Origin of the sequence: Microcystis sp. M049S2 (genome assembly GCF_020245625.1) — a bacterium.
GTDB classification, from domain to species: domain Bacteria; phylum Cyanobacteriota; class Cyanobacteriia; order Cyanobacteriales; family Microcystaceae; genus Microcystis; species Microcystis ichthyoblabe_A.
In genome coordinates this window covers 1-23,216 of record NZ_JADBUN010000275.1, presented here as the reverse complement: position 1 = coordinate 23,216, position 23,216 = coordinate 1, and the positions used below count along the sequence as shown (strand labels likewise).

Sequence of the window (23,216 nt, the reverse complement as noted above, 5' to 3'; positions counted from 1 at the left end):
TAGGGTCTGCTGAATAAATCTAAAAACCTTGTTGGATAAGACTTTTAGACTTTTTTTTCCTCAAAAAGTGCCAGCCGTTGCGGGGATCGGGGGGAAAATTCAGGTACTTTTTCCCTGAAAATTAGGTAATTGACTACCTCAAAATCGTTAAAACCCCAAACCCCACACCCCACACCCCACACCCTGCCCCCAGGAAAAGCTTTTTCAGCAAACCCTATTTAACGATTTCTGCCAAAAAAATTGACCAAATCTCGCAATCTCTCGCTATATTCTCCGGTTAAAGCTTCCTGACGATAGCGCCATGACCAATTCCCTTCTGCGACACTAGGGGTATTCATCCGCGCATCCGATCCTAAACCTAACACATCCTGTAACGGCACGATCGCCTGATTAGCCACGGAACTATAGGCAAGTCGAATCAGATCCCAAGCCACTCCCTGACCACTGGGAGCGCCAAGATATTGATATAGTCGCGCTTTTTCGTAGTCATTGGCGTTATCTTGAAACCAGCCCACAGTAGTATTATTATCGTGAGTGCCGGTATAAATCACACAGTTGCGTTCGACGTTGAAAGGAAGATAGGGATTACCCGCATCACCCCCAAAAGCGAAATGGAGAATCTTCATCCCAGGGAAGGCAAAGTGATCGCGAAAATCTAAGACTGCTTGGTCAATATCGCCCAAATCTTCGGCAATAATCGGCAATTTACCTAAACGAGCGCCAATAGTATTAAAGAGATCATAACCCGGGGCCTTGAGCCAATGACCATTAATAGCGTTTTCCTGGCCAAAAGCCACCGCCCAATAGGCCTCTAATCCGCGAAAATGATCGATACGGATGATATCGACTAGGGAAAGAACCCCTTTTAAACGGCGTACCCACCAGTCAAAGCCCGTATTTTTGAGATAATCCCAGTTATAAAGAGGATTTCCCCATAATTGCCCCGTTTCTGAGAAATAATCTGGGGGAACCCCGGCCACTTCCAAGGGATTACCGGTTTGGGGATCTAGTCGGAAAACCTGCGGATTTGCCCAAACATCGGCACTATTATGGGAGACATAAATGGGGATATCACCGATAATCTCGATACCGAGGGAGTTAGCATAGCGTTTTAGGGCTAACCACTGCTCAAAAAACTCAAATTGCAGGAATTTGTGCAGAAAAATCTCCTCTTGTAACTCCTGTTTCGGTGTTTCCAACGCACCCCAATGACGTTCGCGAATTTCTGTCGGCCATTCCATCCATGCTTTACCCTGGTAAGCGTGGGATAAAGCCATAAATAGGGCGTAATCCTCTAACCAATCGGCATTGCCAGCACAAAAGCCGGCAAACTGTTTGTAAAGAATTGTGTCAGAACCCTTGACAAAATTGCTCGCCGCCTTTCTAAGTAGGGGAATTTTCCAAGCGATCAATCGCTCAAAATCCACTTGATCGAGGGGAAAATCGGGAATATTCTCTAAATCTGCCTCACTAAGCAGGTTTTTCTCCCGAAGAAGATCGAGACTAATCAGGAGATGATTGCCGGCAATGGCACTAAAACTCATGTAAGGAGAGTTACCGTACCCTGTGGGGCCTAAAGGGAGAATTTGCCAGAGTTTTTGACCACTTTGAGCCAAAAAATCGATAAATTGATAGGCTTCCCTACCTAGTTCTCCAATCCCGTAACGGCCGGGGTGACTGGTGGGATGAAGCAAAATACCGCTAGAACGGCTAAAAGCCATGAAAAAACCCCCTTATCAATGATTCGGTTAGCAGTTATTAAGTGTTTAAAGCTGAATGCTCACTGCTATCTCCAAGCTAACCCGATCTCGATCGATAACGGCAATACTTAACAACTTTATTAGACCTATAATGTAGGGTCTGCTGAAAAAGTTTGTTGGTGGGGTTAGGGTGTGGGGTTTTATCCATTGAGATTTTTTTGTCTTCGCGAGTGGTTCGGTAAGTCTGATCCAGTGATTAGGTTTTTCAGTATAGTTATTTTCTCTCTTGCCAAAACTTTTCAGTTAACAGAGTATCCACATCCTTCGCAAAAGGACAAACATCAGGAAAACTGGTATCAGGATAATCCTCGCGCACCGACTCCAACGCTTCCCCGTAGGATTCCCCAAAGATCTCGACTAGAAAGCTTTTTAAACTCGGTGAGTATTTAAACTCTTTTTTTAACTCGTTGCGAAAATTCCGGATCTCGATCTCCCATCCCCGATAACAATCCGGGAGAGGGACATAACACCGTTTTAAGAGATGCTCCAGTAAACGAACCAGAAAACTATGAACCGATTTACGCTGACTAATTCCCAAGGATTCCACCTCCTCGATTAAATTGTCCAGATCGATCGCAGCGAAATCTCCGGCTTTTAATCGATCTACTGTTTCGTCGATCCAGAGAGCGAAATCGGTATCGTAGAGCGTTTTCGTGGTTGTTGGTGTCATGCTCACGTCCTCTCGGTATTCTTTCACTATCCTAGCTCAACCGACTCAAAATTTTTTTAATACCTCGTTTATCGCTTCCGCTTGCTTTTTTAATACTTCCAACTCCTCTAAGATTTCTGAAATCGGCCGTAACTCCTCCGCTGCCGCGACATGAACAGATCTAAACTTCTCCGATACATATCTACTACAATAGCCAAAAACCCTTATCCATCAGACGACAGATAATGTGTGACTGCACAACAACTTAAGCGGGTGAGGGGAATCGAACCCCTATCATTAGCTTGGAAGGCTAGGGTTTTACCACTAAACTACACCCGCATTTTCTTAGCACTTTCGTTAGCATAACACGAATTGCCGATTTTTACAAGTAGGGATTTTCAGCTTGTGAATCGCCTCTAGATGGTCATAGATCGCCTAAAAATCCCGATCGCTCCTTTTTATCACCAATTTGGCTAAAAGTTTCTTCCACGCGATCGAGGTCTAGTTGGGAGAAATTATCGATCGCCCAGTTGGACACTCTCTGCATAAAATGGAAGGGATAGGTATGAGCGATTCCCACCACCTGCATTCCCGCTCTTTTTGCCGCTTCGCAACCGGCAAAAGTATCTTCAATCACCAGACATTCCCAGGGTTGCAATTGCAGATTAAAATTCCAACGATTGAATCTTTCTACGGCCAGTAAATAACCATCCGGTTGAGGTTTACTGGTGCTAATCTCATCACCGGTGACAATGACACTAAAATAATCCCCAAGGCCCGTCTGTTGCAAGATTGATTCCACTTCCGAGCGTATTGCTCCCGTCACCAAACCGATTTGTAGATCCCTGGCCTTAACCCGTTTTAAAAAAGAGTATATCTCTTCATAAATAGGAAGTTTCTCTAATTTTCCTAATCTTTCTCGGTATAAACTGGTTTTTTTGTTAATTAACTTGGTCAGATACTCCTCGGTCACTTGACGACCGCGACGGGTGAGAACATTACGCAAACAGACGCGATCGCTTCTTCCCAGACATAACTCCGCAAATTCCGACCCTAGGGGCAGTAAATTTTCCCCGAGCAAGATTTCATTGATTAACTCTTGATGGATTGGTTCATCATTGATGATCACCCCATTAAAATCGAACAGAACAGCCTTTAACATCAATCTTAGACAGAAAAGCTAATAAATACTCAGTGTTCTTGATTATACTAAAGTTTTTCGTCGGGGCCGGGCGGGTCTTGCCCCTGACCCCATCTCAACAAACAATTTTAACCAGAAAATTGCCAAGGCCTTGACAAATTTCCAGATTTGCTCTATTATTTTGTTATAGTGGGAATCCGTGCTGCCCTGTAACCCCCCTATTTGGGGCTGAAATATTAGCCAAAAATATAACAAAAGAATTTAGGGACCTGCGTGGGAATAATATCCCAACCGATCGGAGGGCGCAAGCTTTGCGCCCCTACAGTAACGGATTTTGTCCACAATGTAGGGGCGAACTGCGTTCGCCCAAAAGGTACATTAATGTAGGGGCGAACTGCGTTCGCCCAAAAGGTACATTATTAAAGCGCAAGTCCCTTAGGCCATTGTTTCCGATACCCAACGACGGAATAATTCCACAGCAATCCGATAACGGGAGTCTTGGCATTCGATGACATGATGATTTTCAAGGGTTTTTAGGGCCCAGTCGAGAGTTGTGGCAGTTAATCCGGTGCTGGACAGTAAATCTGCCCGGGTTAATCCTTGCAGATGGGGAGAAAGAACTATTAAAATCTCCTGTTGTCCGGCCGCATCTTGTTTAGCCTGTTTCCAGACACCCGTAAAATAATAATTCCCCCTTTGGAAAAACTCAGCATCGATAGCTTTTTCCACATCTTCCACCTGAAAACGAATATCTTGGGGACGTTGCAACTCAAAGACCTGTTTATTATAAAAACGTGCCAGATGAAAGCCGATCAGTTGTACTAGATAGGGTTGACCGTGGGTAAGTTGATAAATTTTGTCCAAAGCGGATGGGGTATAGTCTAGGGGAAAATCCTCGTCTTCCCCAACGGGATTAGCGAGGATAACGCGAGTGGACTCAGGAGAGAGGAAACTAACTGGAATCGGGTAAACACTGCCAAAAAAAGGATGAAAATAATCGGCAGTCATCTCCTCTAGGGTATGTAATCCGGCAAAAACAAAAGCTAGACGCGGACTACTCTGGACAAGGGAACGCAGATAGCCGAGGAAATTCCGGGGGAGGGTATTCGCTTCGATTAAATCCTCAATTATCTCGAACTCATCGAGGGCAATAATTAAACCGGTTTTAGCTTTTTCCGGCAGAATCTGGCGCATCAGACGGTCTAAATAACGATTAAAATACATTTCTGGATGTTGGGAGATTTTTTCCTCTTCTGGGGCATCAATTGCCAAAGTTTGGGCGATTTCCTCAGCCATAGTCAGGAGAACTTCGGCTAGGCTGGTTACTGTGGCCAAGCGCTGTAAATTAATGTAGATAACCGAGACATTTGGTGGGAGATATGCCTCCAGATTGCGTAGAATCGAAGTTTTACCCATGCGACGATGACCATAGAGAACTACGGAGGATAGGTTATCTCCCGACCACATTGACTGAAGTTCTCGCAGGATATCCTCACGACCAACAAAGCGTTTACCGATCACCGGATCACCGATAATGTAGGGATTAGGAATCGGTTGGGTAATAGTCACCGTTCCCACCCTTTTCGCGATGGATGCGCTAATGTCTGCCCATTTTAGGACGATGAAAAGGATTAATGCTTCTTCTGCTGAGGGTAAAGTAGCCGCCTGTTGGTCGGCCTCAACAAATAATATATCGATTAATTTCCCGATAATCCGATTAAGAGCGAGGGATCTGGTCTGTTGGGAATAACTTCCCTGGACTAAAGCCATTTCTGCGATAACTAGATTTAAACTGCTGATAGCTTGCCAAGTTTGCGGACGTAATGACGGTTCTGAGGCAATGGGGGCAACCTCCAGGGAAGCGATACTATGGAGAGTTGCTGCCTGACTAAATCGGTGTAAAGTTTGGGCGAGGCTATACATTTCTTCCCCGTAGGCGAGGGAACGTACCACAGCAAAGGCTTTTTCGGCTTTTTCGGTGTCCTGTTGGCGAAGATACCAAAAACCAGCGGCGGCGGCACGAGCAGGGGTATCTAGACGGATTTGGCTGTCAGACCAAGAAAACAGTTTCGCCGACGCATATTCTAACAATTGCCAATCGGAGGGATTTTCTGCCAGACGGGACACCCGATAGATAATTTCTGCCTCTGGGAATTGCGATAAAACGCGGTTAACGGCGACAAGGACAGGAATAAACTGGCGGCTGTACCGAAGGTATTGATTGAGGTTATTAATAGCTGTTTCCCAGTCTTGCTGTAACCATTGTTGTAGAGTCGAGGTTAACCCCGGCAGCGGTAGAGGGGTAATACGGGGAAAAAGTCGCCCTTGGGGACCTGCCAAAAGCCCGATTAGCCAATTATCAAGACGGAAAAAGGCGAATATAAACCCCACGCCGGACACCACGCTGAACACCACGCCGTACACCACGCCGTACACCACGCCCAACACCACGCCGTACACCACGCCCAACACCACGCCGTACACCACGCCCAACACCACGCCCAACCACACGCGGGACACCACGCCCAACAACACGCCGAACGCCATGCCGAACGCCATGCCGAACAGCACGCCGAACACCACGCCGGACACCACGCCGGACACCACGCCGGACACCACGCCGAACACCACGCCGGACACCACGCCGGACACCACGCCGGACACCACGCCGAACACCACGCCGGACACCACGCCGGACACCACGCCCACCCAATTAACAGAAAGTCCTAAATTTGCCGCTATGCTACAGATAATCAGAGGGGTAATTACAGTTAAGAGAAGACCCTGAATCCCTAGACGCAATTGTACGGGATGGTCGCGGAGAAATTGCATTCTATCGCGCCATGTTTTCTGTTCTGTTAATTTATCGCCGCCGCCTCTCGTTTCCACATACCAGCGCACTGCTTGGGGAAAATAAAACACCCAGTACAACAGCAAAAGATAATCAAAGGGATTCCATAAAGATAAATCGCGTTTGAGTTTAGGGGCGAGATTAATTCTGGGGACGGTGCTTTCCTTCATAATTTTTATCTCTAGCTATTTACCCGGTGATGGTTTATTAAGTAGTTAGGTGTTACTCAAGGTAGGATCAAACCCCCCTTATCAAGGGGGGCAGGGGGGATCAAACCCCCTTATCAAGGTAGGATCAAACCCCCTTATCAAGGTAGGATCAAACCCCCCTTATCAAGGGGGGTAGGGGGGAGCAAACCCCCCTTATCAAGGGGGGCAGGGGGGATCAAACCCCCCTTATCAAGGTAGGATCAAACCAAAAATTAAATCAACTTATTATTTAGTTATAACCTAAGTTCGGGATGCTGAGTTATTGACTTTGGTTTGATAAAGTTTAAAACAACTTTGCATCACCTCTCGCGGCTTTCCTTGACTTTGCCTAACAAGAGAACTTATTTCCTCCTCAGTAAAAGTCACTCCAGTTTGACTTAGACGATGACTAATAAACTCTTTAATTTTAGCTTCATCCCATAATTTAATCGGAAATTGTTGACAAATTCCATCGAAAGGTGAGTCACGTCTTTTGTTATCAGGAAATAAAACATCAAGGGGACGATTAGCCGCTACTACTAATCTTAAAGGTGGATCGGGACGATTGGCTAACTCTCTTAATTGACTTCTAAGCTGATAGCTGAAATATTTTTGAGTCATATTATCTACCACATCCAATAATAACAGGATTTTGTGTTTTTCTAATTCCCTAGTTAATCTAGTTCCTTTGAGCGGTTTATCGTAATTCGCAGCTATACCAATCTGATGACATAATTCATAATAAAAATCCTTATCTCCTGCTAATCCTTCTAAGTTTAAATACAAGGGTTGTCGATGACTAAGTAAATACTCCCTTGCTTGATGGTAAATTCCCCAAAGCAGGGTGGTTTTTCCCGTTCCCCTTTCCCCGATAATAGCAGCACTACTGCCGGAATTTAAAACCTCAAAAATATCTTTAATTTCTTGTTCTCGGCCAAAAATCTGCTGAATTTCTTTAATACCTCCGGAAGTGGGTTTAAAAGGATTATGGGCATTTTTTTGGGGTTGTAATTGCGGAAAATATTTAAAAATAGTCTGAACTGGAATCGCTCTTCCTCCTAAATCACTGTACTCATCTCTGGTTATATTCACCACTCCGCACACTTTCCCCGTGCGTAAATTTAACAGAGGTGAACCACTAAAACCGGGTTGTACTTGCCCTAATTTAAACTTGATTAGGGGGTTTTCATCCCCCGTTAAACCTATATACTCAAAGTCACTAGGATCACCGTTCGGATACTCGTTGGTATAGCCGAAAGTGTATAATTTATCTGTTAATTGTAAATCGTGATCAAAATCGACATATTTGTGATCTAAAGACGAGTTTAATTGTAAAAGAGCCAGATCGATCCCATCTAGATTCGGTAAGTTGATAATTTTAGCCATAGAAATTTGACCTTGCCAAATTATCTCGATAGTCTCGCGATTATCCCGCGCATCTTTCACCACATGAAGACAGGTCAAAATTAACCCTTGTCCCACAAAAAAGCCTGTTCCTGACCCATAGATTAACTTTAACCTGACAGTGTACGGAGGTAGAGATTCCGGGGTAAGCATTTAATCAATTTATCCTCCCCATTCTAGGGTAATTTTTAAATTTCCCTTTCCTTCACCTTCCACAATTAAAGCGGTTAGTTTACCAGATTTTACCCTGACTTCTACCCCAAATTCTACGGTGGCCTTTTTGGGTTTCACTTTACTTATCGTAGCAGCGATCGATTCAGTAACTGCCTCAATTGTATCAGCCACACTTTGAAAGTCAAATATTTGATCGGATACTTCCCGTTCACCACCGAAACTTCTCGCTTCCACTAACATGGTGACATTTTCTTTAACTTTAACTGAAATAATCTCAGATTTAGATTCTGGCATAAGGCTCCTCCAATGACCCGTTTATGGTTTTCTCGATTGCTTCTCGGACAAACTTATAGCGGAACTAAAAAGGCTTATATATATTTCGGCACGGATTCCCATTATAATAAAAAGTATAGGTCAAATCGAGGGATTTTGTCAAGTCTTTTTTAGTATTAATCTATTTGTGTTATGCAATAGAGGGGGTTATAAGGAATGAAACCCCGATAGAGACAGACATTGCTGCGATTTTTGTCAATTGTTTTCGCTCTAGAACAAACTAATCAATTAAGTCTCTTGCCAGATCAGGATTTAGTCAATTTATGCCCCTATATCGAACCATACCAAGTAACGAAGAACCTTCTTTTTCCTCTTCTTGAATCGCCGATTTCGGGACAATGACGACGTTAACCGATTCTTCTACTTCGTTGAATAGTTCTAAAACATATCCTTCCTCACCCCCCTTCGGATGGGCAACTATATCAACAAGAATCGCCGAATCACCCTGCTTAAGATTGTATTCGGGAACGTCGCGGGCTAGGGTCACTTCTTCGTATAGTTGCGCCATGGTTTATTTTTCCTTTCGGGGTTTGAGGGTGATAAATTGAAATTGATGATCTAGGTTTCGTTTTAGCCAAATCGTGACAACGGATAGGGGAACTTGATTACTGCTGATTAATTCCCCCTCGACTCTATAGAAGGTTCCGTATTCGTTGGTAAGATCTTCGATGGCGGGATTGGTTTGAATTAGTTGGATGAGGGCGGTTTTTAGTGCATCGGGATTAGCGAGGGTAAAGCCAGCGCGGGCGAGGTATTTTGATTTGTCATCTTTGGGGCGAAATTTGAGGAGATATTTAGTTATTTTATCATCGGGAATTAGGGAGTCGCTAGGCAGGTACATCGGATCGAGAGAATTTTGTTTGATTTTACCTTGAATTGAAGTTTTAATATCGATTAACTGATCAAGTGTATTAATTGATATTGTTTCAAGTTTTTTTTGGGGTTGTAATTGCAGAAAGTTTTTTGAAATAGTCTGGACTAAAAAGGCTTATATATATTTCGGCACGGATTCCCATTATACTAGAAAGTATAGGTCAAATCGAGGGATTTTGTCAACTCTTTTTTAGTATTAATCTAGATAATTAGCTCGTTTTAATTAAATTAAAGATAGATTTTAGGTTCGATCCCCCCTGCCCCCCTTGATAAGGGGGGTGCCGATAGGCGGGGGGATCTGCCTTGATAAGGGGGGAACTGATCTTTTTTAACACCTACCTACTTAATTGTCGGGCTGCTTACCGGTCATCGTCCTGAAAAAAATTATGCCCCGGTTTGTTAAACAAGCATATATGCAGCGGTCAACCGAGACAGCACAGGAGCCTCTCTTATTCTTTGTGTGATCAGGAGCCTCTCTTATTCTTTGTGTGATCAGTTTAACTTATATAGAACCGATCAATCTTTGTGTCCTTTGTGTCTTTGTGGTTCGTTCCAGTCGCTCGCTGGCGGGAATATATCTTATAAAATACATTTTACCCACCAAACCCAAGAGAGCCGACAGGAGGCAAAAAACGAGTTATTGGACAGAAAGAGGCGATGGGATGTTATTATTTAAAGCCGATTCCCCGGAAGCAGCCGAATCGATCATCGGGCAGCATCCCCTGGCGAATAGTAGTGGAATAGGCTATTAAAGGAGTGAACCCTGTGCAAATATTCACAACAATCCCCGGTTTACGCACTTTTTTGGCTGATTATCGCCATGATCGCAGCATTGCCCTCGTGCCAACCATGGGCGCTCTCCATAAAGGTCATGCTAGTCTAATTCGACGCGCAGTGACGGAAGCGGAGGTAACTGTGGTCAGTATTTTTGTTAATCCTCTACAATTTGGCCCCACAGAGGATTTTTCTCGCTATCCCCGCAGCCTTGACAGCGATCGCCAACTGTGTGAATCTTTGGGAGTTGCTGCTATTTTTGCTCCCAGTGCGGAAACTTTAGGAATTGGTAATTCTGAGGAGATAACCGCAGTTGTTCCCCCGATTTCTCTGACTAGCGGGTTATGTGGTGCTTTTCGTCCGGGACATTTTCAGGGAGTAGCCACAATTGTCACGCGGTTGTTTAATATAATTGCACCGACGATCGCCTATTTTGGCGAAAAGGATGCCCAACAGTTAGCGATTATCCGGCAATTAGTCAGGGATTTAAATTTAGCGATCGAGATTCGCGCTTGTGCTACAGTGCGAGAAACATCGGGATTAGCAGTTAGTTCTCGCAATCAGTATCTATCGGCCGCAGAAAGGGAAAAAGCGACAATTATCGCCCAAAGTTTGCAATTAGCCCTCGAAAGTTTTCGTTTAGGGGAAAGACAAAGGGAAAAACTACTGGCTATTGTCCAAAAAAATCTCGACAGAGTGCCAGAATTTCGCCCTCAGTATCTGGATTTAGTCCATCCCCAGAGTTTACAACCGATCGAGCAGATCGAGACAGAGGGCTTGTTAGCGATCGCAGGATCGATCGGTCAAACCCGTTTAATTGATAATATTATCTTGCGTCAACGTCGGGCAGTTATCGCTATTGATGGACCTGCTGGAGCGGGAAAATCGACGGTAACGCGCTTAGTAGCCGAAAAATTGGGGTTAACCTATCTCGATACCGGTGCGATGTATCGCGCGGTGACATGGTTGGTGGTGAATTCCGGTCTGGATTTGTCCGCAGAAGCGGCCATCGCCGAGTTATTATCTTTAGCGAAGATAGCAATAATTCCGGCCGATAGTCCCGAAAATGTGACTATAGTGAAGATTAATGGGCAGGATGTGACTTTAGAGATTCGCTCTCCCGCAATTACCTCGCAAGTGTCCAGAATTGCCGCTCAAAAAGCGGTGCGACAGCAGTTAGTCACCCTGCAAAGACAACTGGGAATGTCGGGGGGAATAGTTGTGGAAGGTCGGGATATTGGTACTAATGTTTTTCCAGAAGCGGAATTAAAGATTTTCTTGACAGCGACACCCGAAGAAAGAGCCAGAAGGAGATTAAAAGACTTAGAAGCGCAGGGAAATGGGGGTATTAGTCTCGCAGAATTAACCCAAGAGATTGAAAAAAGGGATTATTTGGATAGTAATCGCTCCCTAGCACCCCTGCGAAAAGCCACAGATGCGATCGAAGTTAATACCGATCATCTCACTATTACAGAAGTCACGGAAAAAATCATTGCTCTTTATCATCAAGGAGAAGAAAATCAATGGAGAAGCCTCTAGTTTTTTTAGATACTGATGTTTTGATTTCTTATCTACGAGGAGATCTTGCCAGTGTGCATTTATTTGATCGAGAAATACTCGATCGCGTTTGTCTTGCTATTAATGCGATCGTTTTACAAGAGTTATTATTTTTGGCAGAAGTTCGTAATCATCCTGAAATAGTCGATCGGATTCAAGAAAAGGTGACTATCTTGGATTTTGATTTAGTAAAACTTGATCAATATTGGCAAAATGCTAGAGATATTCGCAATATTTTGGTACACTCGAATGATGTTTTAATTTTAAGTAGTGCCGCTAATTGTGATTATTTAGTTACCTATGATCAAAAACTTAAAAAAGCCTCTAGTTATCTATATAACTCTAAACCGATGGTAGTAACACCTGAAGAATTATTAGAGGTTATCGATCAAAAAAATATAGTCCCTTCTAGCCTCTCTTGCCAAGGATATAAATCCTCAAATTTCCCCTTAAACAAGGTGATTTAGGGAGATATTTATGAAGTTAAATTATCTGAATTTATCATCTATCTGTTTAACGGTAACTTCCTTGATAATTATCGGCAGTCCAGCTATATCTTTAGCCGATCACAGATCACCAATAACTTTAGCTGCTAGGGATTTATCAACCCAGCAACAGGGAAAAAAAATTATTCTTAATGGTCGTTCTTTGCCCGTTTCTTGGCGACAGTGGACAGCAGCAAATAGTACCAGAATTGCCATGAGTGACACGGGAGCAAGACAATTATTTGGCATGGATTTTCTTAGTACAAATGATCCGAAAAAGCAACCGATAAGCTGGTTTAATTTACAAACTTTATCGGCTAATTTAATCGACTCTGATCGCTGGCTAGACGTTACGGATATTTTACTAAAAATGGGGGCAACAACCACTATTAATGGCGATAGTTTAACTATTAACTTTCCTGCTGCCCAGATTCAAGATATTCAGCTAGAAAATTATGGAGCAGTACAAAGGATTATTATTCAACTTGATCGCCCGACCTTTTGGCAAGTTAGTCAGGCAAAAAATGAAGCAGTGATTACCCTAGAAGGAAATGCCCAGCAATCGCTCATCTCTAGATTTCAACCCCAAACTATCAGCAACAGTAATCAAAATAACGATGAAGATGATCTAGGAAACTCTAATAATAACTTACCTACTCAGATCACTTCCTTAGAAAATAATGGGGTGATCAGTCGTTTAAAAATTAACCTTCCCACTGCCTACGGATTACAGATCAGCAGTGTGGCTAATCCTCCCCGAATTATCATTGATTCTCGTCCCGATGCTATGGATGAAAAGCGCATTGTTTGGCAACCAGGGTTAATCTGGAATCAAAAATATATTCAGTTAGACAAAGATTGGTTTCCCGTGACTTGGTTAGAAATCGATCCCAGAAATCCTCAGATAACTATTAAACCGATTACCGCTAATTCCACCTCAATGCGCGGCACTAATCCCCTGATCACGATTAATAGCGAAAGTAACGCAGTAGCGATGATTAATGGCGGCTTTTTTAATCGTAATAATCAGCTACCTTTGGGGGCAATTCGTGTGGATGGCAAATGGTTATCCGGACCAATTTTAAACCGAGGGGCGATCGCATGGGATAATCGTGGTAAAATCAGGATCGATCGCCTGAGTTTAGAGGAAACTCTCATTACTGCCACCGGACAACGTTTTCCCCTAACCCAGTTAAATAGTGCCTTTGTGGCAGCCGGCTGCAGTCGTTATACTCGCGATTGGGGAAGTAATTATCATCCCCTCACCGAGCGCGAAACCGGGTTAGTCGTTCAAGGCGATCGCGTGACGGAGAAATTAAATAATCTTTTCCCACAGGATAGTATAAACATACCGGAAAACGGCTATTTAGTCATCTGCCGAAAGACAGATATTAATTTAAAGATTGGTGAAAGAGTCAACCTCGATAGCGTCACCCTACCGGGAGATTTTGCTAATTATCCTCAGATTTTAGGTGCTGGCCCCCTATTATTGCAGAATGGACGCATAGTTTTGGATGGAAATGCCGAAAAATTTAGTCCTGCATTCCAAAATCAACAAGCTTCCCGCAGTGCGATCGCGGTTAGTCAAGAAGGAAAAATTTTGCTAGTTGCTATCCATAATCGCGTCGGGGGAAGGGGGGCAACTTTAGGCGAATTAGCCCGAATTTTGCTGTTAATGGCGGCAACAGACGGTTTAAACCTAGATGGGGGTAGTTCCACCGGGATAGCCTTGGCGGGTTATCTGCTCGATCGCTCTGCCGTTACCGCCGCAAAAGTCCATAATGGAATAGGGATATTTTTATCCCCGTCTCCTTGAAAAGTGTGAAAACAATGGATAATAGCGACTGGATTAAACAATTGCTGCTGATGGGTATTGGCACTACTTCCATGGTGGCAGAAAAGATCAAAGAAGTGAGCGACGAATTAGTCAAAGACGGTAAAATCAATTCTGATCAGGCTAAAAACTTTGTTGATGATCTGATGACACAGATGAAGTCTGAACAGGGGAGCTTCGAGAACAACTTAGAACGCTATATTCGCCAGATTTTGCAGGATTTAGGGGTTCCCCGACAATCGGAAATGGACGAACTGCGGGGAAGGATTGATAGATTAGAACGACAGGTGAGAGACTTAGAGAATAAACTCTGGCGTTAGGGAACTATGAAATCAATGCGCGAAATCTTGCTCAGTTTTGCTATCATTGCGGTTTGTGGCTTATTTTTAATCGTTGCTTCCCTCTTTGGTGGAGGGGAAAAAGCCAATGCGATCGCCGCAGAAATCGATCCACCCCCTATCACTCAAACTATTAATAAGGAAATCATCTCCATGGATTTAGATCAAGCAGTTACCACCGATTCGGGACTAAAATACATCGATATCGTGGAAGGAACTGGAGAAACTCCCCAAAAAGGTCAAAAAGTAACTGTTCACTACACGGGAACCCTGACAGACGGCAAAAAATTCGATAGCTCCAAGGATCGCAATCAACCTTTTACCTTTACCATTGGAGTGGGTCAAGTGATCAAAGGATGGGATGAAGGAGTCGCATCGATGAAAGTCGGTGGACAGCGTACCTTAATTATCCCCCCAGAATTGGGTTATGGTGCGCGGGGTGCCGGTGGGGTGATTCCTCCCAACGCGACTTTACTTTTCGATGTGGAATTGTTGGGAGTTAAATAGGTTTTTCCTCTGATTTTTCACCTCTACCCGCATCTATCCTGAATGCGGGTTTTTTGACAGATTGCTGGAAGCTAAAGGCCAAATCAGGAAGATTTAGTAAATTCTAGACCGTTTTCGCTACCGTAACGTTCCATAAAACGCATAAAACGATCCCACTCTGCGGGAGAATTAAAAATAACCGTAGCTTCGATCGCCGTGGGTTTACCGTTGATGAATTTGCCTTTTACTTCCCTGGTGACGATTTCTCCTTCTTCATCGACGAGATACATCCCCGTGATTTCCTCGGTTTGTTGATCTCCGAGGATAGTCGGTTGATCAAAATAAAATTTTGCCGATCCCTTCTCTCCCGTTTTAGTGCGACTTAAGCGGATATCGGGAACAACTGTTTCTTTTAACCCCTGGGAAAACTGAATTTCTGCCATTACTTTTCTTTATCCTTCTCATAAAATAGACATTTCTAGATCATCTCACACCAAGTCGCAAGTAAAAAGCAGATGGGACACCATAAACTTAAAGTATCCACGGTAAACTCGCGGGGGTGGGTTTGACTGATGAAAGATCACCTGTAAACCTCTCCCTTCCCACTGATAACCAATAACTGAGATGAGATGGTTTTATTAGAAGCAGCGGTTCATTCTTCCCTACGCGCTTTTTTACGCGAACAAGGACGCTTTTACTGGTCTCATCATCTCACTATGGGGCGACTGGTGGCTAGAGCTTTACGCTTAAAACGGTCCTCTCTCATACAAACTGGAACTACTCTCACCCGTTATTGTCTCAGTTATCTCACCCCGGCTCTTTTGGGTGATACACCTGTTCTGATTGTTGCCCCAGAGTCAGAACTAAACCTACTGTTAGAAGTGGAAATCCCCCATCTGCAAGCATGGTTACAAACTCAGCGAGATATCCTCAAAAGCGATCGCTTTCCCGCTAATTTTACCGGTTTACTCCTCACCACACCCCAACAATGGTTAGAGGATAAATTGGGCAATCTCGGTCATTTTCCCCAGAATATCGCCACTATAATCGATCGAGCCGAAGATTTAGAAACTTGTCTAGTAGATTATCTCACCGTCACCATTACTCCCGAACAATGGTCTGCTTTAGAGTCAGCATATCCCCAGCATAGAGAGTTTATAGACTTAATTAAAGCACAACTTAGCCAAAGTATTCTTGGTCATCCCATTAATCCCTATAATTGCTATCTTATTGATGCCAAGGAAAAAGAATATATAATTGCTCTCCTGCAACGCTTGCATCAAGATTTAGCCACTGATTCTGCTTGGCAACTTTTAGCGGCAAAAATCCCCGAGCCTAATTATCTCCTCTGGACATCGGTAGATCGAGATCGAGAAGAATTTACCCTAAAAATCAGTCCTTTGGAGGTGGCTAGTTTTTTCAAACCAATTTGGCAGCAACAACCCTTTGTTTTAATCGGCAGTTTTTTAGATAGCGAAAAATCCGCTAATTTATACCGTCAAAATCAGGGTATCGGAGATATTTTAACTTTAAAGTTTGCAGCCGATCGCGAAAGTGAATATATTCATTTATATCTACCCGATCGCATCAGCGCCCCCAATACCCCCGAATTTCAACCGATGTTATTAAAGCAAGTGCGGGAATTAGTTAGTGCTAATCATACCAGTGAACAACCGATCGTGATCCTGATTGAAGATGTTCCCCTCAAGGCACAAATTGCCACCCAAATCGCAGCCGATTACGGTTCGCGAGTGCAAGTGGAAAAAACTGAGATTAATAATAATACTATTCTGGTTTGTGGTTGGCAATTCTGGCAAACCCATCAAGAAAAATTTCCGACTCCCAGTTTATTAATTATCGCTACTTTACCCTTACCCTCCCCCGAAAATCCTCTCGTTGCTGGCAAAATTGCTTACTACAAACGACAACATCTCGACTGGTTTCGTGCCTATCTTTTACCCACAGCAGTAAGGGAAATTCAGCAATCTGTTCAGTCTCTCCGGGAGTGTCAAGGTTGTGTGGCTGTTCTTGATAATCGTGTCAATGCCCGCAGTTATGGCCGACAAATTCTCTCCGCTTTAGAACCCTATGCTAAAGTTAATTATCTCGATCAACAATTTTTTCAAGATAAAGATTAAATCAGTTATCAGTTATCAGTTATCAGATGGGGTGCATCTCAATTTTGTAGAAATATCTATATTACATTTGGGCGCACGCAGTGCGCCCCTACCATTGACGCGATAATATTATTGTAGGGGCGAATTGCATTCGCCCTCTTGGAATAACTTCTGCTGCTCACCAATATGTGAGAGAATGTCACCAATAAGAGATGCACCCTATCAGTAATCAGTTCACTGTTTACTGATCACTGATCACTGATCACTGATAAAATCTCCCCCAGAGCCATATTTCCAACTATCTAAATAACGATGATAAAGATATTTTTGCTTGTCGGGTAACTTTTCTAAAACAGGTTTTAAGCTGGTTGCTAAGGGATATAAACCACTATACAAAGCTAAATTAAAATAATGTCCTGTCCAATCGATAAAAGGACTGATACCCACTTGCGGAATCATCGGTAAAACTAATTGAGGATTAACCAAAGGCAAAGTTTTTGAGAGGGAAGAAAACTGCACCACATCCTGTAAAAACGGTTTTAATACCTCATCTCCCAACTTGTCCATTACCCGAAAAACTCCACTCATTAAGTCATTAATTTGATTGGGATTAGGGTTAGCAGACATGGCAACACTCATAGTTTTTTGAAATAGCCACGTTACCGATATATTCGGTTGATAAGGTTGTAAAATAGCTAAATCTTCTCGGTTTAAAGCATCGATTTGTAAAGCTTCCTCGATGGCGAAAGTTAGCCTTTTTAAATGCCTAACCATTGCCCCAAAACCACCAAAACTGACCGGAGATTGACTACCACTACTATCTCCCACTGCCAGAATTCTTGACCAGGGCATCTTTAAAGGACTTTGACGATAGGCAGGGAAAAAACCCGCTAGAAAACGCTGAAAGTTTACCGCTTCTAAATCCACCTTTTGATACTCCGGCAGTAATCTTAAATACTCCTCCATCAAAAATTCTAAACTAAAGCGATCGGGATGGGTATCAAGATAGGTAAATAAATAAGTTGTCCGACCATCCCTAGCGGGAAATGCTTCCCAAAAGTATTGACATTGGTGCAAGATTGGGGTAAAAGAATAAATTAAATCACCAGTTTCATTACTGGGAAAACCCTGACCGCAACTACCCACCACTAAACAAACTCCATCGGGTTTTTCTCCTTTTCTGGCCTGTTTTGCAATTGGCGAAAAATGACCCATGGCATCGATTAATAAACGGGTTTTTAAAGTCATTTCTCCCGTTTTAACCATTACCCCGTCAGGATGAATAATTGCCCCGCTAAACCCGGAATTTTCTAATAACTTTCCTCCCGCTTGCAAAAACTTATTTTTTAAAGTCTCTAGCAAATAAACTGGATCAACACCAATATTTAAAATATCTCTAACCCAAAGCTCATAACCTTGATAAAATCCCACCCTAGCAGGATTATATTCCGTCACTATCGCTTGATTTAATTCAGCTTCGGTCAATAAATCTAACTCTAAAAAACTGCTTAATTCTAAACGTGAAATATTCCACTCCTGCTCACGACCGCGCAGAATACCTCTTTCTAATAATGCCACACGCCAGCCCCTAGTTTGCAAAGCAGCCCCGATGAAAATTCCCAAGGTTCCCCCCGCAATAACTAGATCAAAATCCGTCTCTCCTAAAGATTCTTGACTTTGATTAATTACCGTAGGAATAACCGGATTTTCTAAGCGCAAAGCTTGCCAAGCTCGATCACTGGCTCGCAATTGTTGTAAACTCTGAGGAGATACTCGATCGAGTAAAGATGCAACTAAAGACATAATCTTATATCAGTTATCAGTTATCAGTTATCACCATATCCAGAGGATAAAACTACTTAGATTGGAAAAACTTTTTCCCTTCTTCAACGAGTTTATTAATATCCTTGAGGGAAACTCCAAAAATCGCTAAAACTCCCGTAAAAACTAATAAAAAACCGATAAAACTATTTCGATCATACAGAAATAAACCCACCAAAACGATAAAATAGGGAGAGAGAATTTTACTAATATTTTCAACTACAGTAACCACCTCTGGAGTAGGAGTCTCAACAAGATTAATATCAGTTTTATCCTGATCTGGTTCGAGATTTTGCTTAATTGAAAACATCACCTCCTGTAAGTCTTTTACCTCCGGTGGGTTCGGTTCCTTTGCTGGTTTGCCAAACATTGTTAACTCCCTCGCCAATTTATCTATATCCTCTATGGTAGCCAAAAAGAGGGCAAGCCGGAAAAGCGCGAGCAAGTCGAGAAATTCTCAGCGCAATTTTCCTTAACAACCCCCTCGGCCTCAGCTGCTATAATCAGAGGAACAACTCCCCAGTTCGTTAACGGTACAAAAAAACTATGAATACCAGTCCAGATCGTGTGATTATCTTCGATACCACCCTTCGAGATGGGGAACAGTCCCCGGGTGCCGCTTTAAATGTGGATGAGAAGCTAACCATAGCCCGCGCACTGGCACGACTGGGAGTTGATGTCATTGAAGCAGGTTTTCCCCACGCTAGTCCGGGGGACTTTGAAGCTGTACAGAAAATTGCCGCCAGCGTCGGCAGCGAAGCTGATAGCCCGATTATTTGCGGATTAGCCCGCACTACCCAAAAAGATATCAAATCTGCCGCCGATGCGCTCAGACCCGCCGCCAAGCCCAGAATTCACACCTTCCTAGCCACATCTGATATACACCTCCAATACAAACTTAAGAAGACTCGTCAGGAAGTTCTTGAGATTGTGCCGGAAATGGTGGCCTATGCCAAATCCTTCCTTAATGATGTGGAATTTTCCCCCGAAGATGCCGGCCGCAGCGATCCGGAATTCCTCTATCAAGTCCTCGAAAGAGCGATCGCCGCAGGAGCCACCACTGTTAATATTCCCGATACCGTCGGTTATACCACCCCCAGCGAATTTGGGGCTTTAATCCGTGGTATTAAGGAAAATGTCCCCAATATCGACCAAGCGATTATCTCCGTCCATGGTCACGATGATCTAGGGTTAGCGGTGGCTAATTTCCTCGAAGCAGTTAAAAATGGCGCTCGACAGTTGGAATGTACTATTAATGGTATCGGTGAGCGTGCCGGTAATGCTTCCCTAGAAGAATTGGTGATGGCCCTTCATGTGCGGCGCTCCTATTTTAATCCTTTCCTTGGTCGTCCAGCAGAGTCCACGGAACCTTTAACCAAGATCAACACCAAGGAAATCTATCGCACTTCTCGCTTAGTTTCTAATCTTACTGGCATGATCGTGCAACCGAATAAGGCGATCGTCGGTGCTAACGCTTTCGCACACGAGTCGGGAATCCATCAGGACGGGGTGTTAAAACATAAACTCACCTATGAGATTATGGACGCAGAATCGATCGGTTTAACTAATAATCAGATCGTTCTCGGTAAACTCTCTGGCCGCAACGCTTTTCGCTCTCGGTTACAGGAATTGGGTTTTGAGCTTTCGGAAACGGAACTTAATAACGCTTTTATCCAGTTTAAAGAAATGGCCGATCGCAAAAAGGAAATCACCGATCGCGATCTAGAAGCTATTGTTAACGATGAAATCGATACGGTTCCCGATCACTTCCGTCTCGAATTAGTACAAGTGTCCTGTGGAAATAGTGCCAGACCCACGGCCACGGTGACGATTCGCACTCCTGACGGTAGCGAGTTATCCGATGCGGCCATTGGTACAGGGCCAGTAGATGCTCTCTGCAAAGCGATCGATCGAGTGGTGCAGATTCCGAACGAATTAATCTCTTTCTCGGTGCGAGAAGTTACCGAAGGAATCGATGCTTTAGGAGAAGTGACTATCCGTCTCCGTTACGAAGGACGCACCTATTCTGCTCGCGCAGCCGATACCGATATTATTGTCGCCTCCGCTCGCGCCTATGTCAGCGCCTTAAACCGTCTCCACGTCGCACTGCAGCAGAAGGAAAAAACCCCCGAAATGCTACAAGTCTAGATAGGGTTTTAGGGTGTTAGGGTTTTAGGGTTTTAGTTGAAATTCCCCCACTACCCCACCACCCCACTTCCCCATCTCCCCATCTCCCCATCTCCACACACCCCACACCCCACACCCCACACCCCACACCCCACACCCCACTTCCCCACACCCCACACCCCACACCCCACACCCCACTCCCCATCACCCCACGTCGCTATTGGAGAAAATCTTAAATTTGTCTCGCAAATTTCTAAAATGTTGCTAAGTTAATATTATGAGCTTGCGCTCTAACAATTTTAATACACTTGTATTGAAATTGGATTCGCGTAAAAGCAATGAGGGATGAAATTTATCCGTAAGAATCCGATCAAATTAAATACAATAGCTAAAGACTAAAGGAATTAGCCAAGGCAAATAGGGATTATGTTCCCCTTGCCAGTGGGAACAGTTAACCCACCCCATAATTCCCTTGATACTTAGCTATCTGGTCAACACCGCAGACAAACCCGCGATCGGATTTCAGTCCTCCAGCCATTTACCCAATTTTTGCAGGAGCCAGATTATGAGTTGACCGAGCTAAAACGGCATTCCGTGTCGCTAAAATCGCATCGACACAAGGAAATTTAAGCAAAAATCTTCTCCCATTTGTTGTAATTAAAGCTACAATCGGAAAAGTCTTTCCCCGTCTCGGATTTGAGACACAAATTTGTTCAGTATCACCTAGATTGAGATTCGATCTTCTAGTTTTGCACAGAAGGAGCAAGAGGAAAACGGCATGATGCAGGCCCACGATGTACTAACCCTTACCGAGCCGCCATTGGATTTAGATTTGATTGACCTAGACGAAGACTTCGATGATGAGGATATCGAGTTAGAGCTAGAAGAAACCAGCGATAGCAACGATGGCAAAAAAACCCGCCGCCTTGCCAGCGCTCGTCGTCGCGACGCCGCTAGAAAAAAACCCTATACAGAAGATTCGATTCGGATTTATCTGCAAGAGATCGGCAGGATTCGGTTATTGAGAGCGGAGGAGGAGATCGAATTAGCGAGAAAAATCGCCGATCTACTGAAATTAGAACGCATTCGCGAAGATTTTTGCCTCTATAGCGATGCTGAATGGGGAAAACAGGTTTTCCTGTTCGAGCGCATCGAAAAAATTATCGTTGAAAAATCGGAAAAAGAACCGAAATTATCGGATATTAAGGCTTATTTAGGTAAGACGGAGCTAACGGCTCCCATGGTAGAAGAATGGCTGGCCAAATCAAAGGAATACTTATCGGCCTTTAAGCGTCGTTTGTACCATGGTCGTCGCGCTAAAGAAAAAATGGTACAATCGAACCTGCGTTTAGTGGTTTCGATCGCCAAGAAATACATGAATCGTGGTCTTTCCTTCCAAGATTTAATTCAAGAAGGTTCCCTCGGTTTGATCCGTGCCGCCGAAAAATTCGACCACGAAAAGGGTTATAAATTCTCCACCTATGCCACTTGGTGGATTCGTCAAGCCATCACCCGCGCGATCGCTGATCAATCCCGCACCATTCGTCTTCCCGTCCACCTCTACGAAACCATCTCCCGGATCAAAAAAACCACCAAGATTCTTTCTCAGGAAATGCGTCGCAAACCCACCGAGGAAGAAATCGCCACCAAGATGGAGATGACCATTGAAAAACTGCGTTTTATTGCCAAATCTGCCCAATTACCGATTTCTCTAGAGACTCCTATCGGTAAAGAAGAAGATTCCCGTTTAGGAGACTTTATCGAAGCGGATGGGGAAACCCCAGAAGATGAAGTTTCTAAAAATCTATTACGCGAGGATTTAGAAAACGTCCTCGATACCCTTAGTCCTCGTGAACGCGATGTGCTGCGGCTACGCTACGGTTTAGATGATGGCCGGATGAAAACACTCGAAGAAATCGGCCAGATTTTCAACGTCACTCGCGAGCGCATTCGTCAAATAGAAGCCAAGGCCCTGCGGAAACTGCGTCACCCTAACCGTAATAGTATCCTCAAAGAGTACATTCGTTAATTTCCCGTCCTTAAAAAACTAGAAACTGAGTCTCCTTGAGGCTCAGTTTTATTGTAATCTGCACCTACCTCGACGGCTGCATTTCAATTTGGTCGAAATATCCATATTATATTTTGGGCGCACGCGATGCGCCACTAGCCTGCATTATTCACCAACTGGCAAAAACCTGATTGTGAGGACATCTCAAAAAACAGACTGTTTTTCAGCCAGATCGCTAGATGAACTTCTTGCCAAGGCTTTCGAGGATTTTCCAAAGTCTTCATGAATAATGCAGG

20 protein-coding genes and 1 tRNA gene are annotated in these 23,216 nt (G+C 43.8%); 9 read left to right on the top strand and 12 right to left on the bottom strand.

Translation table 11 applies throughout. From position 1 onward, the window contains the following. Positions 1 to 218: 218 nt before the first annotated feature. The 9 genes from malQ to IM496_RS21185 all read right to left on the bottom strand — a co-directional run bounded on the left by malQ (position 219) and on the right by IM496_RS21185 (position 9,341). A complete protein-coding gene (gene malQ / locus IM496_RS21225; protein ID WP_287663224.1) occupies positions 219 to 1,721 on the bottom strand; it encodes a 4-alpha-glucanotransferase in 1,503 nt (500 codons plus the stop codon). Positions 1,722 to 1,974: 253 nt separating this feature from the next. Continuing rightward, entirely contained in the window at positions 1,975 to 2,430 is a 456-nt protein-coding gene (locus IM496_RS21220) for a DUF29 domain-containing protein (protein ID WP_194014758.1), read from the bottom strand. Positions 2,431 to 2,677: 247 nt separating this feature from the next. Then, positions 2,678 to 2,748, bottom strand: a tRNA-Gly gene (locus IM496_RS21215). A gap of 85 nt (positions 2,749 to 2,833) precedes the next feature. After that, a complete protein-coding gene (locus tag IM496_RS21210; protein WP_106909663.1) occupies positions 2,834 to 3,571 on the bottom strand; it encodes an HAD family hydrolase in 738 nt (245 codons plus the stop codon). A gap of 414 nt (positions 3,572 to 3,985) precedes the next feature. Next, positions 3,986 to 6,571: an AAA family ATPase gene (locus IM496_RS21205; RefSeq protein WP_287663220.1), complete on the bottom strand. Its 2,586-nt coding sequence runs from the start codon at positions 6,569 to 6,571 to the stop codon at positions 3,986 to 3,988. A 279-nt stretch (positions 6,572 to 6,850) separates the two neighbouring features. Further along, positions 6,851 to 8,146: a S1 family peptidase gene (locus IM496_RS21200; protein WP_287663218.1), complete on the bottom strand. Its 1,296-nt coding sequence runs from the start codon at positions 8,144 to 8,146 to the stop codon at positions 6,851 to 6,853. Positions 8,147 to 8,155: 9 nt separating this feature from the next. Further along, positions 8,156 to 8,461, bottom strand: coding sequence for a CU044_2847 family protein (locus IM496_RS21195; RefSeq protein WP_190356945.1), 306 nt, complete (start codon positions 8,459 to 8,461; stop codon positions 8,156 to 8,158). 295 nt (positions 8,462 to 8,756) lie between these two features. Continuing rightward, positions 8,757 to 9,008, bottom strand: a complete 252-nt coding sequence (locus tag IM496_RS21190) for a DUF4926 domain-containing protein (RefSeq protein WP_002755998.1) — start codon at positions 9,006 to 9,008, stop codon at positions 8,757 to 8,759. Between the two features lie 3 nt (positions 9,009 to 9,011). After that, the gene (locus tag IM496_RS21185; protein ID WP_002755997.1) at positions 9,012 to 9,341 is read right to left on the bottom strand and encodes a DUF6883 domain-containing protein; all 330 of its coding nucleotides are present in this window, start codon (positions 9,339 to 9,341) and stop codon (positions 9,012 to 9,014) included. 520 nt (positions 9,342 to 9,861) lie between these two features. Between IM496_RS21185 and IM496_RS21180 the strand changes: the two genes are divergently transcribed. Genes IM496_RS21180 through IM496_RS21155 form a run of 6 tightly spaced genes read left to right on the top strand, consistent with a single transcriptional unit; the run spans position 9,862 to position 14,868 of the window. Then, positions 9,862 to 10,125 (top strand): hypothetical protein, encoded by a 264-nt coding sequence (locus tag IM496_RS21180; RefSeq protein ID WP_287663214.1) that lies wholly within the window; start codon positions 9,862 to 9,864, stop codon positions 10,123 to 10,125. Positions 10,126 to 10,138: 13 nt separating this feature from the next. Next, positions 10,139 to 11,686: a bifunctional pantoate--beta-alanine ligase/(d)CMP kinase gene (locus tag IM496_RS21175; protein WP_287663213.1), complete on the top strand. Its 1,548-nt coding sequence runs from the start codon at positions 10,139 to 10,141 to the stop codon at positions 11,684 to 11,686. Continuing rightward, positions 11,671 to 12,171 carry a type II toxin-antitoxin system VapC family toxin gene (locus IM496_RS21170; protein WP_002803933.1) on the top strand — a complete coding sequence of 167 codons (501 nt, stop codon included), beginning with the start codon at positions 11,671 to 11,673 and terminating at the stop codon, positions 12,169 to 12,171. Before IM496_RS21175 ends, IM496_RS21170 begins: the two co-directional genes overlap by 16 nt. 10 nt (positions 12,172 to 12,181) lie before the next feature. Further along, on the top strand, positions 12,182 to 14,005 hold the full coding sequence (locus IM496_RS21165) for a phosphodiester glycosidase family protein (protein WP_287663211.1): 1,824 nt from the start codon (positions 12,182 to 12,184) through the stop codon (positions 14,003 to 14,005). Between the two features lie 14 nt (positions 14,006 to 14,019). Next, on the top strand, positions 14,020 to 14,343 hold the full coding sequence (locus IM496_RS21160; protein ID WP_002746237.1) for a phasin family protein: 324 nt from the start codon (positions 14,020 to 14,022) through the stop codon (positions 14,341 to 14,343). Between the two features lie 6 nt (positions 14,344 to 14,349). Then, positions 14,350 to 14,868 carry an FKBP-type peptidyl-prolyl cis-trans isomerase gene (locus IM496_RS21155; RefSeq protein ID WP_002773862.1) on the top strand — a complete coding sequence of 173 codons (519 nt, stop codon included), beginning with the start codon at positions 14,350 to 14,352 and terminating at the stop codon, positions 14,866 to 14,868. A gap of 83 nt (positions 14,869 to 14,951) precedes the next feature. On the opposite strand, the gene psb28 is transcribed toward IM496_RS21155, so the two are convergent. Beyond that, a complete protein-coding gene (psb28, locus tag IM496_RS21150; protein WP_194014772.1) occupies positions 14,952 to 15,290 on the bottom strand; it encodes a photosystem II reaction center protein Psb28 in 339 nt (112 codons plus the stop codon). A 186-nt stretch (positions 15,291 to 15,476) separates the two neighbouring features. Here psb28 and IM496_RS21145 point away from each other — a divergent pair, with 186 nt between their 5' ends. Then, positions 15,477 to 16,985 carry a helicase C-terminal domain-containing protein gene (locus IM496_RS21145; RefSeq protein ID WP_287663208.1) on the top strand — a complete coding sequence of 503 codons (1,509 nt, stop codon included), beginning with the start codon at positions 15,477 to 15,479 and terminating at the stop codon, positions 16,983 to 16,985. A 234-nt stretch (positions 16,986 to 17,219) separates the two neighbouring features. On the opposite strand, the gene IM496_RS21140 is transcribed toward IM496_RS21145, so the two are convergent. Continuing rightward, positions 17,220 to 18,767 (bottom strand): FAD-dependent oxidoreductase, encoded by a 1,548-nt coding sequence (locus IM496_RS21140; protein ID WP_287663206.1) that lies wholly within the window; start codon positions 18,765 to 18,767, stop codon positions 17,220 to 17,222. A gap of 52 nt (positions 18,768 to 18,819) precedes the next feature. After that, entirely contained in the window at positions 18,820 to 19,155 is a 336-nt protein-coding gene (locus tag IM496_RS21135) for a hypothetical protein (RefSeq protein WP_104396763.1), read from the bottom strand. A 176-nt stretch (positions 19,156 to 19,331) separates the two neighbouring features. On the opposite strand from IM496_RS21135, the gene IM496_RS21130 reads away from it, so the two are divergent. Together IM496_RS21130 and rpoD are read left to right on the top strand one after the other, a co-directional pair. Further along, positions 19,332 to 20,933: a 2-isopropylmalate synthase gene (locus IM496_RS21130; protein ID WP_194014778.1), complete on the top strand. Its 1,602-nt coding sequence runs from the start codon at positions 19,332 to 19,334 to the stop codon at positions 20,931 to 20,933. Positions 20,934 to 21,690: 757 nt separating this feature from the next. Beyond that, a complete protein-coding gene (gene rpoD, locus IM496_RS21125) occupies positions 21,691 to 22,941 on the top strand; it encodes an RNA polymerase sigma factor RpoD (RefSeq protein WP_287663203.1) in 1,251 nt (416 codons plus the stop codon). The last annotated feature ends 275 nt before the right edge of the window (positions 22,942 to 23,216 follow it).